The sequence below is a fragment of the Curtobacterium sp. MCJR17_055 genome, from assembly GCF_003224335.1.
Taxonomy (GTDB): Bacteria; Actinomycetota; Actinomycetes; order Actinomycetales; family Microbacteriaceae; genus Curtobacterium.
The window spans coordinates 173200-185955 of the sequence record NZ_QKLF01000006.1 but is presented as its reverse complement, the minus strand read 5'-3'; the positions used below and the strand labels follow the sequence as shown (position 1 = coordinate 185955).

Below are 12756 nucleotides of genomic sequence, written 5' to 3'. Positions count from 1 at the left end.
GTGTGACGTGGTGTTGCGGCTGCGGCGCATCGACAGACTGGTACATCAGTATCCTGGCTTGATGCGTCTCATCTTCATCGACGAATCCGCTCGTGATGACCGCTACTACTTCTTCGGCGCGCTCATCGTCGACGCGGCAGCGCTCCGGACGATCGAGGACGGGTTGGACGCGGCGGCGACGGACGTCGCGCGGTCAGTGCCGGGGTTCGACCCGGAGACCGAGTTCCACGCCGTCGAGATGTTCCACGGCAAGAGCGGTTGGGGGTGCGTCCCGCCGCAAGTGCGAGTGCGGGCCTGCATGTCGACGGCGACTGTGCTCGCCCGGTCGACGGCCAGTTTCGTGTTCCGGGGCATCGACCTCCGTGCACACCGCGCTCATCCCGTCGCGGACGCCCGTCCGGTACACCTCCTGACGCTCGCACACGTGCTCGAAGCGGTCGATGAGCACCTGGAAGGAGCTGACCCGAGTGAGCAACTCGGACTCGTGCTCGCCGACGACCACCACGCCGCCGCCGACGGAGCGCGGCGCAGCCTGCGGGACGTCAGGACGGGCGTGTCCTCCGGATGGACAGCGGGTCCGCTCACCAGGATCGCTGACACGCTCTACTTCGGCCCGTCGCGCGAGAGCCGGCTGCTCCAGGCAGCCGACTTCGCGACGTACTTCCTGAACCGGGACAGGACCGTGCCGGAACGTGACCACCGCGCAGCGCGGGCCACGGCCCGGATCGTGCGGGCAGTGCGGTCGATCACAGTCGAGGAGGCCGTCTGGTGCCCCCCGGACGCACGACGCCCCGCTCGAGGGCGGGGCGTCGGCTGGGTGCGGGAGGTCTGACGACGTCCTGCCATGTCACAATATCATCCGGCATAGGCCCTGTCGAGATCGACGGAACAGGTCGATCCGGCCGTCAACCGGCGAAGGTCTGCTGGCCGAGGACGCCGAGCAGTTCGAGCTTCTGGGCGTCCTCGCTCCCCGGCGGTGCAGTGAAGAGCAGGAGCGCCTGTGCCTGGTCGTCCGTGTGCAGCACCTGGCAGTCGACGGTGATGCGACCGAGCTCGGCCTGCATGATCGTCTTGTTGTCCGACCAGCGGAGGGCGACCTCGTGCAGCGCCCACAGCCGGGCGAACTCGGGACTGCGCCGCTCGAGTTCGGCGACGAGTTCGGTCGCCCGACGATCGCCGGGTCCGGCGAGACCGACCGCCGCCCGCAGTGACGCCACCACGACCCGCCCCAGTCGTTCGTGCTGCTCCGGTGCGTACCGGTCGAGCTCGGTGCCGGTGACGAACCACCGCCATGCCTGGTACCGATCGTTGCCCGACAGGCCGACCGACGTGCCGAGGAGCGCCACGGCGAGCCGGTTCTCGACGAGGGTCTCCCCCAGGTGGCTGACGACGATCGCCGGCGTGTCCGTCAGCCGGTCGAGCACCCGGAGGATCGCCGGGTCCACGTGGTCGGCGCGGTGCATGCGCACCGGCGCGTTCTGCCCCGCGAGGTGGAACAGGTGGTCGCGCTCGTCGAGGGAGCAGCGGAGGGCACGGGCGATCGCGGCCACCATCTGCTCGGACGGCTGCGGTCCGCGCTGCTGCTCCAGGCGCGTGTAGTAGTCGACCGACATGCCGACCAGCGCGGCGACCTCCTCACGACGGAGGCCCGGGGTGCGTCGACGAGCGCCGGCACCGAGCCCGACGTCCTCCGGGCGCAGGAGCTCGCGTCGGCGGCGCAGGAAGTCGGCGAGGGCGGCACGGTCCATGCGTCCAGTCTGCTGCTCGGCGCGGCCGGGAACCAGGGACCGGCGGTCCCCCGATGTGCGGGCTCTGGATGCGTCGACACGGCGCGGGCATCGTGGTCGTCATGGACACCACCAACAGCACCGTCTTCATCCCCGGCGCGACCTCGGGCATCGGCCTGACGCTCGCGCTCCGCCTGCAGGCCGCGGGCAGCACCGTCGTCATCGGCGGGCGCCGACAGGCCCTGCTCGACTCCCTCGCCGAGGAGCACGGCCTCGGCACGGTCCAGATCGACGTCGCCGATGCCGACTCGATCCGGGCGGCCGCCGACCAGGTCCTCGCCGCACACCCCGGACTCGACACCCTCGTGACGATGTCGGGCATCATGCGGAACGAGGACCTCCGCGACCCCGGCCACATCGAGGACGCCCTCGAGACGATCCAGACGAACCTGGTCGGGACGATCCGCCTGATCGACGCGTTCCTGCCGCACCTGCTCACCCGCCCGGCCGCCACCGTCATGACGGTGTCGTCGGGGCTCGCGTTCGTGCCGCTCACCGCGACCCCGACCTACAGCGCCACCAAGGCCGGCGTGCACTCGTACACGCAGGCACTCCGACAGCAGCTCGTCGGCACCGCGGTCGAGGTGCTCGAACTCGCTCCGCCGGCCGTGCAGACCGACCTGATGGGCGGAGCGGACTTCGGCGGCATGCCCCTCGACGCCTTCGTCGACGAGGTGATGACGATCATCGAGACCGGCGGGACGTCGGAGGTCCTCGTGCAGAACGTCCAGCCGCTCCGGTGGGCCGAACGCGACGGCACCCACCAGCAGATCCTCGAGATGATGGCGGGCCGCGAGCACTGAGCCCGCCCTGCGGCTCAGACCGCGGCGAGCAGGTCCCGCAGTCCGGCCTTCGCCTCGGGCATCCGCTCCGGCCCGGTGAGACGTTCACGCGTCGCCGACAGCCGGACGGTGCCCGGGCGGGGGCCGTCCTCCGTCGTGAGCAGCACCGACTCCCGGTCGGCGGACGTCCACCGGGCCGAGGGACGCTTCCCACCCCGGCGCTCCGAGGTCGGGCCGTGCCCGAACGCGGCGGACGCGACGACGACCGCGCGGTCGAGCACCGCCTCCCGGTCGCCGTCGACCTGCCGTGAGGCCGAGACGGCGAACGTGCCGTCGGAGCGCTGCCCGGGGACACGGAGGCCGCGGGACTGCTCGTAGCCGACGGCGACGCTCTGCGCCCACCAGGGGTCGACGCCCTGACCGACGAGCCAGGCGGCGATGGCCGTGTGGCCGATGGTGCGCCCGTCGGCTCGGTCGAGGCGGTCGTACCAGTCGTCCGGCGCGGCACCGGTGGCCGCGGCCACGCGGTCGGCGGGGATCCCCCGTGCGTGCGAGCGGACGACGTCGTCGGTCATGGAGCGAGCGTACCCAGCGCGGACCGGATCCTCCGCCGGACGGCTGCCCATGTGTGGCGGGGTCAGGACGCGGCGCCGCCGGCGGCCGCGAGGACGGTCCGGCCGAGCCGCACGAAGTCGTCGACCCCGAGCTCCTCGCCGCGGGCGGTCGGTGCGATGCCCGCCGCCTCGAGGACCTCCGACGCACGGGCGCTGCCACCGAGGACGCCGGACAGTGCCTGCCGCAGCATCTTCCGCCGCTGCTGGAACGCCGCGTCGACGAGGGTGAAGACCCGCGACCGCAGCTGCTCGTCCCCCGGCGGTTCGTGCCGGTCGAAACCGACGAGCACGCTGTCCACGTTCGGCACGGGCCAGAACACCTGGCGGCTGACCTGCCCCGCGATGCGCCACGAGCCGTACCAGGCGGCCTTGACGCTCGGGGACCCGTAGACCTTGCTGCCCGGGTCCGCCGCGAGCCGGTAGCCGACCTCGGCCTGCACCATGACGAGCGACCGGACGAGGGACGGGAAGGTGGCGAGGAGGTGCAGGAGCACCGGCACGGAGACGTTGTACGGCAGGTTCGCGACGAGGTGCGTCGGCGCCACGGGCAGGTCCTCGGCGGCCACCTGGAGTGCGTCCTGGTGGACGACCGTGAGGCGGGCGTCGGGCTGCATCGCGGCGACGGTGGTCGGCAGGTGCGCGGCGAGCCGGGCGTCGATCTCGACGGCGGTCACGGGAGCGCCGGTCTCGGTCAGCCCGAGCGTCAGGGAACCGAGCCCGGGACCGACCTCGAGCACGCGGGAGTCCGGCGTCACCCCCGCAACCGAGACGATGCGTCGCACGGTGTTGGCGTCGTGCACGAAGTTCTGGCCGAGCTTCTTGGTGGGGGTGACGTCGAGCGTCGCCGCGAGGTCGCGGATCTCCGCCGGACCGAGGAGGGCACCCATGACTACTCCCCCACCGTGGTCGGCTCGTCGTCCCACGAGCCGTACACGAGCTCGGTGTTGGACGAGATCTGCTCGGCCAGCGTCGACGGGTCGGTGCCGAGGGTCTCCGCCATCGACCGCACGGTGAGCGGGATGAGGTACGGCGCGTTCGGCCGGCCGCGGAACGGCGTCGGTGTGAGGAACGGGGCGTCGGTCTCGACCATGATGAGGTGCCGCGGCGCCACGTGCAGGGCGTCCCGCAGGTTCTGCGCGTTCTTGAACGTGACCGTCCCGGCGAAGGACATGTACCAGCCGCGTTCGGCGCAGAGCCGCGCGAGTTCGGTGCCGCCGGAGAAGCAGTGGAAGACCGTCCGCTCCGGAGCGCCGACGCGCTCGAGGACCTCGACCACGGCGTCGTGGGCGTCCCGGTCGTGGATCGTCAGCGCGAGGTCGTACTCCTTCGCGATCCGGATGTGCTCCTCGAACGAGCGGACCTGGGCGGCTCGGCCGTCGTCCCCGGTCCGGAAGAAGTCGAGTCCGGTCTCGCCGATCGCCCGGACGCGCGGCAGCCCCGCGAGCGCTTCGATGCCGGCCAGGTGCTCGTCCAACAGCCCCTGCTCGTCGAGCACCGGCGCTTCGTTCGGGTGCAGGGCCACCGCCGCGAGGACGCGCGGCTCACGGGCTGCGATCGACGCGGACCACTGCGAGGTGGCCAGGTCGGTCCCGACCTGCACCACGCCGCGGACACCGACGTTCGCGGCGCGGTCGAGGTGCTCGCCGTACTCGAGCGGACCGTCCCCACCGTCACCGACGCCGTCGGCGATCTCCATGTGGGTGTGGTTGTCGTACACGGGGACCGCCAAGGCCTGCGGCAACGGCGGGTACGTCAGGTCCCGCTTCTGCCGGCCACCGTCGCCACCGCGTGCGCGGACGTGCGCGTCCGTCACGCGGCGCCCTGCTCCGGCTGCTCGATGCGCGGGAACAGCCCGGCGGCGAGGGGCGTCACCGTCTCGGAGCCCTGCCACTCCCAGGCACGGTCGACGCGCTGCTCGGCGATCGACCCGCCGGCACCGATCGACGCCCAGAGCTTCTCGGTGGCCTTCGGCATGACCGGCGACACCAGGACCGCGACGGTCCCGAGTCCGCGGAGCGCCGTGACGAGCACGGTCGCGAGCCGCGCACGCTGCGCCTCGTCCTTGGCGAGGGCCCACGGCTCCTGCTCGGTGATGTAGCCGTTGAGGGCGTCCACGAGCTCCCAGACGGTGCTGATCGCGTCGTGCGGCGCGAAGGCCTCGATCGCGGCGTCGGCACGCTCGGTGACGGCCTGCGCGAGGGCGTCGATCGCAGCGTCGGACTCGGTCAGCTCCCCGCGCTCGGGGACGGCACCGTCGAAGTAGCGGTTCAGCATCGCGACGATGCGGGACGCCAGGTTGCCGAACCCGTTCGCGAGCTCCGCCTGGTACCGCGCCGAGATGTCCTCCCAGCTGAAGTTGCCGTCCTGCCCGAAGGTGATGGCACGCAGGAAGTAGTAGCGGAACGCGTCGGACCCGAACGTGTCGGTGATCTCGCTCGGGGCGATGCCGGTCAGCTTCGACTTCGACATCTTCTCGCCGCCGACGAGCAGCCACCCGTGGCCGAACACGCGCTCCGGCACCGGCAGTCCGGCCGCCATGAGCATCGCGGGCCAGATGACAGCGTGGAACCGTGCGATGTCCTTGCCCACGATGTGCACGCTCGGCCAGAGACGCTGGAAGGCCTCGTCGTCCTCCGTGCCGTAGCCGAGTGCGGTGACGTAGTTGAGGAGCGCGTCGAACCAGACGTAGAGGACGTGGTCCGAGTCCCACGGGATCTGGATGCCCCAGTCGAAGCTCGACCGCGAGATGGACAGGTCGCGCAGGCCCTGCTTGACGAACGACACGATCTCGTTGCGGACGCTCTCCGGCTGGATGAACTGCGGGTTCGACTCGTAGAGGTCGAGCAGGCGCTGCTCGAAGTCGGACATGCGGAAGAAGTAGTTCCGCTCGGCCAGGACCTCCACCGGGATTGAGTGGATCGCGCAGACCTGCTGGCCCTCGTACGGACCGGTCCCGGGCACGAGGTCGCTCGGCTGCTTGTACTCCTCACACCCCACGCAGTAGAAGCCCTCGAACTCGCCCGCGTAGATGTAGCCGTCGTCGTACAGCTTCTGCAGGAACGCCGTCACGCCCCGCTCGTGCCGCTCGTCCGTCGTCCGGATGAAGTCGTCGTTGGCGACGTCCACCGTGTCGAGCAGCGGCTTCCACGCGTCGGTGACGAGGCGGTCGGCCCACTCCTTCGGTGTGACGTCGTTCGCCGAGGCGGTCCGCAGGATCTTCTGCCCGTGCTCGTCGGTGCCGGTCAGCAGCCAGGTGTCGTCGCCGCGCTGCCGGTGCCAGCGCGCGAGGACGTCCGCGGCGACCTCCGTGTACGCGTGCCCGATGTGGGGCACGTCGTTGACGTAGAAGATCGGCGTGGTGATCGAGAACGAGCTGCCGTCGGCCATGCGGACCATCCTAGAGGCGACTCGAAACCGCGTGACGCGCCTCCCGGCCGCCTGTGGATGACCGGACGGGAGGCTCGTCGCGACGTCGCCACGGGCCTCCCGTCCGACTCCCCCCGGTCGGTTCAGCGCGCGGCGAGCGCGCCTTCGTAGAGGTCCCGCTTCGACAGCCCGGTCGCGTCGGCCACCGCGGCGGCGGCTTCCTTCATCCGCGCTCCCGCGGCCACGCGCTCGAGCACGAGGCGGACACCGTCCTCGATCGTGGCGTCCTCCCCCGACCCGGTGGCCCCGGCGACGACGACGCAGATCTCGCCGCGGACCCCGTCGGCCGCCCACTCGGTCAGCTCGGCGAGGGTGCCGCGACGGACCTCCTCGTGCAGCTTCGTGAGTTCACGACAGACCGCCGCGCGCCGGTCGGCACCGAAGCCGGCGGCCATGTCCCCGAGCGTGTCGGCGATCCGGTGCGGGGACTCGAAGAAGACCATCGTCCGCTGCTCCCCGGCGAGCGCCGCGAAGACACGACGCCGCTCCCCGCCCTTCCGGGTCGGGAACCCCTCGAACGTGAAGCGGTCGGTCGGCAGCCCGGAGAGGGCGAGGGCGGTGAGCACGGCGCTCGGGCCGGGGACGGCCGTGACGGTGACGCCTGCGGCCGCGGCGGCCTCGACCAGCGGGAACCCGGGGTCGCTGATCGCCGGCATGCCCGCGTCGGTGAGCACCACGACGTCGTCCTCGCGTGCGAGCTCGACGACCTCGGCCGCGCGCTCCCGTTCGTTGTGCTCGTGCAGCGCGATGAGGCGCGGTCGGTTCTCGATGCCCAGGGCACGCATGAGGTGGATCGCGGTCCGGGTGTCCTCGGCGGCGACCACGGAGGCGTTCGACAGCGTCTCCACGAGTCGACGGGAGGCGTCACCGAGGTTGCCGATGGGGGTTGCTGCGAGGACGATCACGTCCCCATTGTCGTCGTCACGCCTGCGACCTGTGGACAGCGCAGCCGACGCGTGCGCGGCCTCCGTAGGATGCTGCGCGTGACCACGGACCTGGCCGACCCGCTGCAGACCGTGCCGGACGTCCCCCGTGGCTCGCGGCTCGACGACTGGTGGGCGCGCACGCTGTCCGTCGGCTGGCGGGTCGCCGCCTGGCGCTGGGGCGGCCCGATCGCGGTGACGGTGCTGGCCGCGGTGCTCCGCCTGGTCGACCTCGGGCGACCGCACTCCCTGGTGTTCGACGAGACGTACTACGTCAAGGACAGCTGGTCGCTCGTGCACCTCGGGTACGAGGGCACCTGGCCGGCGAACCCGAGCGACGAGGGCGCGCCGACCACCGACGACCGGTTCGCGAGCGGGCAGACCGACATCTACTCCCGCGCCGCCGAGTTCATCGCGCACCCGCCGCTCGGCAAGTACCTCATCGGCCTCGGCATGCTGGTGTTCGGGCCGGACAACGCGTTCGGGTGGCGGTTCACGGTCGCCGTGCTCGGCATCGCGACCGTGTTCCTCATCGCCGTCATCGCGCGGTCCTTGTTCCGCTCGACGCTCGTCGGGACGCTCGCCGGCGGTCTCCTCGCCGTGGACGGGCAGGCGATCGTGATGTCCCGGGTCTCGCTGCTCGACGGCATCGTCACCTTCTTCGTCGTCCTCGCCTTCGGCGCCCTGCTGCTCGACCGCCGCTGGTCCGCCCGCCAACTCGACCGGTGGACCGACCGGCGGGCAGCGGCCGGACGGGCCACGCTCTGGGGCCCGGTGCTGTGGTGGCGACCGTGGCTGCTCGCGATGGGCGTCGCGCTCGGGCTGGCGTCGTCGACGAAGTGGACCGGGATGTACTTCCTGGCGTTCTTCGCGGTGTACTCGGTCCTCAGCGACATGATGCTGCGACGCCGGGCGGGCGTGGTGTTCTGGTCGTCCAGTGCGGCGCTGCAGCAGGCACCGGTCACGTTCCTGCTCACCGTGCCGGTCGCCGCAGTGACCTACCTGGCCTCGTGGTCCGGGTGGTTCCTGACGAAGGGCGGCTGGGACCGCGACTGGATCGGCGGCGGCGGACAGCGCTGGACGGGCGTGCTCGCGTGCGTGCCCGACAGTCTGCAGAACTGGTGGCACTACCAGTCGGAGATCTACGCCTTCAACATCGGCCTGCACACGCCGCACTCGTACCAGGCGAACCCGCTGCTCTGGCTCGTCATGCAACGCCCCACGTCGATGTACTACCAGGGCACGAACGCCGGCCAGGACGGCTGCGGGTTCGACCGGTGCGGCGCTGCCGTGACCGGGATCGCGAACCCGTTCATCTGGTACGCCTCGGTGATCGCCGCCGTGGTGCTGCTCGTGCTCTTCGTCACGCGTCGGCGCTGGGAGTACGGGCTCGTCCTGATCGGCATCGGCGCCGGGTACCTGCCCTGGCTCATGTACCTGGACCGGACGGTGTTCCAGTTCTACACGATCGCCTTCGAGCCGTTCCTCGTGACGGCGCTGGCCGCGGCGATCGCGCACCTGATCGGGTCACGGGACGATCCGCGGCGACGGCGGACGCGGGCGCTGCTCGGGCTCGGCGTGTACCTGCTGGTCGTGGTCCTCGCATCGGTGTACTGGTACCCGATGTGGACGGCGATGCAGGTCCCCTGGGACTTCATCCGCTCGCACTACTGGCTGCCGAGCTGGTTGTAGCGCTCGGGCGATCGCGCCGTCGCAGGCACGCGCCGTCGCGGGCCCGCGCGGTCGCATCCGCGTGCCCTCGGGGCCACCTGGGACGCCGCCGTCAGGACTGCGGCTGCATCGACCGCTCGAGGGCGTCGCGGTCGAGCGGCACGCCGACCATCGGGTCCTGCCGGGCCTGCGGCAGCACGCCGTCGACGAGGACCTGGGCGTAGCGCTTCCAGGCGTCCGGGTCGTGGTTCCGCGTCGCGTCGGCCACGGCACCGACCATCGTCGTGAGGATGGGCAGGTCACGGGCGTCGAAGCCCGGCCGGACGACCCCGGCCTCGCGGGCACGACGGATGATCTCGGCGACCTGCCGCTCGAGACGGTCCCGCTCCTGCATGACCGACGGTCGGGCCTTGCCCGCGCGGACGATCGCGTCGGCGAGCGCTCGGTCGCGGGCGCGGAAGGCGAACACGCCCATCAGGTACAGGCGGAGCGACTCACGGGGGTCGGTCTCCTCGGCAGCGGCCGCGGCCGCGGCGTTCAGCGCCTCGAACTTGGCGCTGAGCAGGGCCGCGATCAGGGAGTCCTTGTCGGCGAAACGTCGGTAGACGGTGCCGACCCCGACCCCGGCCTCGTGGGCGATGTCGTTCAGGGTCACCGAAAGGCCGCGCTCCGCGAAGCACTTCCGTGCCGTCTGCAGGATCAGTTCGCGGTTCCGCGCCGCGTCGGCACGGAGGGGCCGGTCGAGGTCGAGAGGCCGATCGAGATCGGCTGCGGGTCCGGTGGTGCTCACACACCGAATGTAATCGACCTCTCTGGGAACAAGCGGATGCGGTTGCTCCGTTTCGATGTACAGTGACCACAAGCGGATGCCGCGCATCCACTTCACCCTCCTCCGGGACGCCCGACGGCGCGCGCCCCTCCCCTTCCATCCTTCGAGAAGGAGGCTGTCATGACGGCAGAACAGACCGCGCCCGCTCCCACAGGAGCGACGCCGACGACCGCGGGCACCACCCCGGCCCGCACCGACCACCGCTGGATCGCCCTGGCGGTCATCGCGCTCGCCCAGCTCATGGTCGTCCTCGACGCCACCATCGTGAACATCGCCCTGCCCTCCGCGCAGGGGGACCTCGGGTTCGCCACCGACCAGCGCCAGTGGATCGTCACGGCGTACTCGCTCGCGTTCGGCTCGCTGCTCCTGCTCGGTGGTCGTCTCGGCGACCTGTTCGGCCGGAAGAACACGTTCATCATCGGCCTGGTCGGGTTCGCCGTCGCCTCCGTGCTCGGCGGGCTCGCGGACTCGTTCGGGCTGCTCGTCGCCGCTCGCGCGCTGCAGGGCGTCTTCGGTGCGCTGCTCGCCCCGTCCGCCCTCGGCATGCTGACCACCACCTTCCGCGACCCGAAGGAGCGCGGGCGCGCGTTCGGCATCTTCGGGTCGATCGCCGGGTCCGGCGCCGCCATCGGCCTGCTGCTCGGTGGCGTCCTGACCGAGTACGCGTCGTGGCGCTGGTGCCTCTACGTCAACGTGGTCTTCGCGGTCCTCGGCGTGATCGGCGCACTCGTCTTCATGGCGAAGCCGCCGAAGGTCGAGCGTCCGCGCATCGACGTCGCCGGCGTCATCACCATCACCGCCGGTCTCGTCGGGGTCGTCTACGGCTTCTCGAACGCCGAGACGAACGGCTGGGACGCCCCGCTCACGATCGGCATGCTGGTCGGCGGCGTGCTGCTCATCGCCGCGTTCGTCGTCATCGAGACCCGGGTCGCGCACCCGCTGCTGCCGCTCCGTGTCGTGCTCGACCGCGACCGCGGTGGTTCGTTCGTCGCGATCGGCCTCGTCGCGATCGGCATGTTCGGCATCTTCCTGTTCCTGACCTACTACCTCGAGCAGACCCTCGGGTTCTCGGCACTGCAGACCGGCCTGGCGTTCCTGCCGATGCCGCTGTCGATCATGATCTCCGCCACGCAGATCGGCGGTCGCCTGCTCCCCCGCGTCGGCCCGAAGGTGCTCATCTTCGCCGGGGCACTCGTCGCCGCGACGGGGCTCCTGCTGCTCCTCCGCACCGACCTCGACAGCTCCTACGCGGGCACCGTCCTGCCAGCTCTCGTCGTCATCGGCCTCGGGATGGGGACGATCTTCTCGTCGGCCATGAACACCGCCACGACCGGGGTCGCCCGGTCGGACGCCGGCGTCGCGTCGGCCACGGTGAACACCATGCAGCAGATCGGTGGCTCGATCGGCACCGCGCTGCTGTCGACGATCTTCGCGAACGTGGTGGAGAACAGCCTGTCCGGGCTGACCGCGGCTCCGACGGCGCTCCAGCAGGCGCAGGCCACGCTCGACGGCTACCACGCCGCCTTCGCGATCTCGGCCGGGGTGCTCGTGGTCGTGGCGATCGCCAGCGGACTGCTCATCAACCGCCAGTCCGTCCGTGTCGCCCGTCTCGAGCGGGCCGGGGCCGGTACGACCGGCAGCATCCCGACGGCTGCGCACTGAGCGACCGAGCGACTGCGTGGCTGAGCAACTGAGCGGCTGCGTCGCACGACACCACGGGACGGACACGGCACCGCGCGACCGCACGGTGCCGTGTCCGTCCCGTGCTGCGTCGTCCCGTCCGTGCCGGATCGCGCGGCACAAGTCGCCCCGTTGCTCACACCCTGTCGCGGGTCAGGGGTCTGGTTTACCGTGTGGGCATGGCCCCCGTCCTGACCTCGCCGCTCGTCTCGACGCAGTGGCTCGCCGACCACCTCGGTGCGGACGACCTGCTCGTGCTCGACGCGTCGGTGCACACGGACGGCCGCGGCCTCGACATGTCGTGGCACTCGGCGCGCGACGCCCACGAGCGCCGCGGCCACGTACCGGGCGCCGTCTACGCCGACCTCGTCGACGAGTTCTCCTCGCCCGAGACGGGACTCCCCTTCACTCGTCCCGGAGCCGAGCAGTTCGAGGCGGCAGCCCGCGCGCTCGGCGTGAGCCGCGCCTCCACGGTCGTGGTCTACGACGACGGCATCGGCGAGTGGTCCGCACGGCTCTGGTGGATCTTCCGCTCCTTCGGCTTCCGGACGGTCGCCGTGCTCGACGGCGGGTTCGCGAAGTGGCGCGACGAGGGCCGGCCGGTCCGCGTCGGCGCACTCTCGCGGACTCCTCGGCGTGCCGCGGACGACGACGCCTTCGTCGCGGGCGAGGAACTCCCGCTGTGGGCCGACCGGTCGCGCGTGCTCCGCGCCGTGGACGGGTCGGAGCCGGCAGCACTCGTCCTCGCCGCAGACCCCGAGGACCTCGGTGACGACCACCCGCCCCTCGTCCCGGGCACCACGACCATCCGGGTGCGGGACCTCCTCGGCGAGTCGAACGCGTTCCTCCGTCGGTCGGAACTCGAACAGGCGCTCGCACCGGTCCTGACGGCGGACGAGGTCGTGACGTACTGCGGGGTCGGGAGCGCGTCGTGCGTGGACGCCCTGGCCCTGACGATGCTCGGGCACGAGAAGGTCCGCGTGTACGACGGGTCGCTGGCCGAGTGGTGGCGGGAGCCGATCGCCTCCTGACCGGGGCGGTCGA

At 71.5% G+C, this 12756-nt stretch carries 12 protein-coding genes; 5 read left to right on the top strand and 7 right to left on the bottom strand.

The window, feature by feature from the left end; genetic code table 11:
- The first annotated feature begins 61 nt into the window (after positions 1-61).
- Positions 62-832, top strand: coding sequence for a DUF3800 domain-containing protein (locus DEJ16_RS14565; protein ID WP_110825975.1), 771 nt, complete (start codon positions 62-64; stop codon positions 830-832).
- 73 nt (positions 833-905) lie between these two features.
- Here DEJ16_RS14565 and DEJ16_RS14560 read toward each other — a convergent pair whose 3' ends face one another.
- Positions 906-1748: a helix-turn-helix transcriptional regulator gene (locus tag DEJ16_RS14560; RefSeq protein WP_110825974.1), complete on the bottom strand. Its 843-nt coding sequence runs from the start codon at positions 1746-1748 to the stop codon at positions 906-908.
- Positions 1749-1849: 101 nt separating this feature from the next.
- Between DEJ16_RS14560 and DEJ16_RS14555 the strand changes: the two genes are divergently transcribed.
- Positions 1850-2590, top strand: a complete 741-nt coding sequence (locus DEJ16_RS14555) for an SDR family oxidoreductase (protein ID WP_110826052.1) — start codon at positions 1850-1852, stop codon at positions 2588-2590.
- A 14-nt stretch (positions 2591-2604) separates the two neighbouring features.
- Here DEJ16_RS14555 and DEJ16_RS14550 read toward each other — a convergent pair whose 3' ends face one another.
- From DEJ16_RS14550 to rsmI, 5 genes are all read right to left on the bottom strand, one after another.
- The gene (locus DEJ16_RS14550) at positions 2605-3144 is read right to left on the bottom strand and encodes a hypothetical protein (protein ID WP_110825973.1); all 540 of its coding nucleotides are present in this window, start codon (positions 3142-3144) and stop codon (positions 2605-2607) included.
- A 62-nt stretch (positions 3145-3206) separates the two neighbouring features.
- Positions 3207-4070, bottom strand: a complete 864-nt coding sequence (rsmA, locus tag DEJ16_RS14545; RefSeq protein ID WP_110825972.1) for a 16S rRNA (adenine(1518)-N(6)/adenine(1519)-N(6))-dimethyltransferase RsmA — start codon at positions 4068-4070, stop codon at positions 3207-3209.
- A gap of 2 nt (positions 4071-4072) precedes the next feature.
- Positions 4073-4996 carry a TatD family hydrolase gene (locus tag DEJ16_RS14540; protein WP_110825971.1) on the bottom strand — a complete coding sequence of 308 codons (924 nt, stop codon included), beginning with the start codon at positions 4994-4996 and terminating at the stop codon, positions 4073-4075.
- Entirely contained in the window at positions 4993-6570 is a 1578-nt protein-coding gene (gene metG / locus DEJ16_RS14535) for a methionine--tRNA ligase (protein WP_110825970.1), read from the bottom strand. Before metG ends, DEJ16_RS14540 begins: the two co-directional genes overlap by 4 nt.
- Positions 6571-6692: 122 nt before the next feature.
- Positions 6693-7514, bottom strand: a complete 822-nt coding sequence (gene rsmI, locus DEJ16_RS14530) for a 16S rRNA (cytidine(1402)-2'-O)-methyltransferase (protein WP_110825969.1) — start codon at positions 7512-7514, stop codon at positions 6693-6695.
- A gap of 78 nt (positions 7515-7592) precedes the next feature.
- Between rsmI and DEJ16_RS14525 the strand changes: the two genes are divergently transcribed.
- Entirely contained in the window at positions 7593-9224 is a 1632-nt protein-coding gene (locus tag DEJ16_RS14525; RefSeq protein ID WP_181419619.1) for a dolichyl-phosphate-mannose--protein mannosyltransferase, read from the top strand.
- A gap of 91 nt (positions 9225-9315) precedes the next feature.
- Here DEJ16_RS14525 and DEJ16_RS14520 read toward each other — a convergent pair whose 3' ends face one another.
- Positions 9316-9993 (bottom strand): TetR/AcrR family transcriptional regulator, encoded by a 678-nt coding sequence (locus DEJ16_RS14520; RefSeq protein WP_181419618.1) that lies wholly within the window; start codon positions 9991-9993, stop codon positions 9316-9318.
- 159 nt (positions 9994-10152) lie between these two features.
- Here DEJ16_RS14520 and DEJ16_RS14515 point away from each other — a divergent pair, with 159 nt between their 5' ends.
- Both DEJ16_RS14515 and DEJ16_RS14510 read left to right on the top strand, forming a co-directional pair.
- On the top strand, positions 10153-11694 hold the full coding sequence (locus DEJ16_RS14515; RefSeq protein ID WP_110825966.1) for an MFS transporter: 1542 nt from the start codon (positions 10153-10155) through the stop codon (positions 11692-11694).
- Positions 11695-11891: 197 nt separating this feature from the next.
- The gene (locus tag DEJ16_RS14510; RefSeq protein WP_110825965.1) at positions 11892-12743 is read left to right on the top strand and encodes a sulfurtransferase; all 852 of its coding nucleotides are present in this window, start codon (positions 11892-11894) and stop codon (positions 12741-12743) included.
- The last annotated feature ends 13 nt before the right edge of the window (positions 12744-12756 follow it).

Bases quoted from the DNA above. Each gene is read 5' to 3' on its own strand.
- DEJ16_RS14565 (WP_110825975.1), top strand. From the start codon at position 62: ATGCGTCTCATCTTCATCGACGAATCCGCTCGTGATGACCGCTACTAC.
- DEJ16_RS14560 (WP_110825974.1), bottom strand. From the start codon at position 1,748: ATGGACCGTGCCGCCCTCGCCGACTTCCTGCGCCGCCGACGCGAGCTC.
- DEJ16_RS14555 (WP_110826052.1), top strand. From the start codon at position 1,850: ATGGACACCACCAACAGCACCGTCTTCATCCCCGGCGCGACCTCGGGC.
- DEJ16_RS14550 (WP_110825973.1), bottom strand. From the start codon at position 3,144: ATGACCGACGACGTCGTCCGCTCGCACGCACGGGGGATCCCCGCCGAC.
- rsmA (WP_110825972.1), bottom strand. From the start codon at position 4,070: ATGGGTGCCCTCCTCGGTCCGGCGGAGATCCGCGACCTCGCGGCGACG.
- metG (WP_110825970.1), bottom strand. From the start codon at position 6,570: ATGGCCGACGGCAGCTCGTTCTCGATCACCACGCCGATCTTCTACGTC.
- DEJ16_RS14515 (WP_110825966.1), top strand. From the start codon at position 10,153: ATGACGGCAGAACAGACCGCGCCCGCTCCCACAGGAGCGACGCCGACG.
- DEJ16_RS14510 (WP_110825965.1), top strand. From the start codon at position 11,892: ATGGCCCCCGTCCTGACCTCGCCGCTCGTCTCGACGCAGTGGCTCGCC.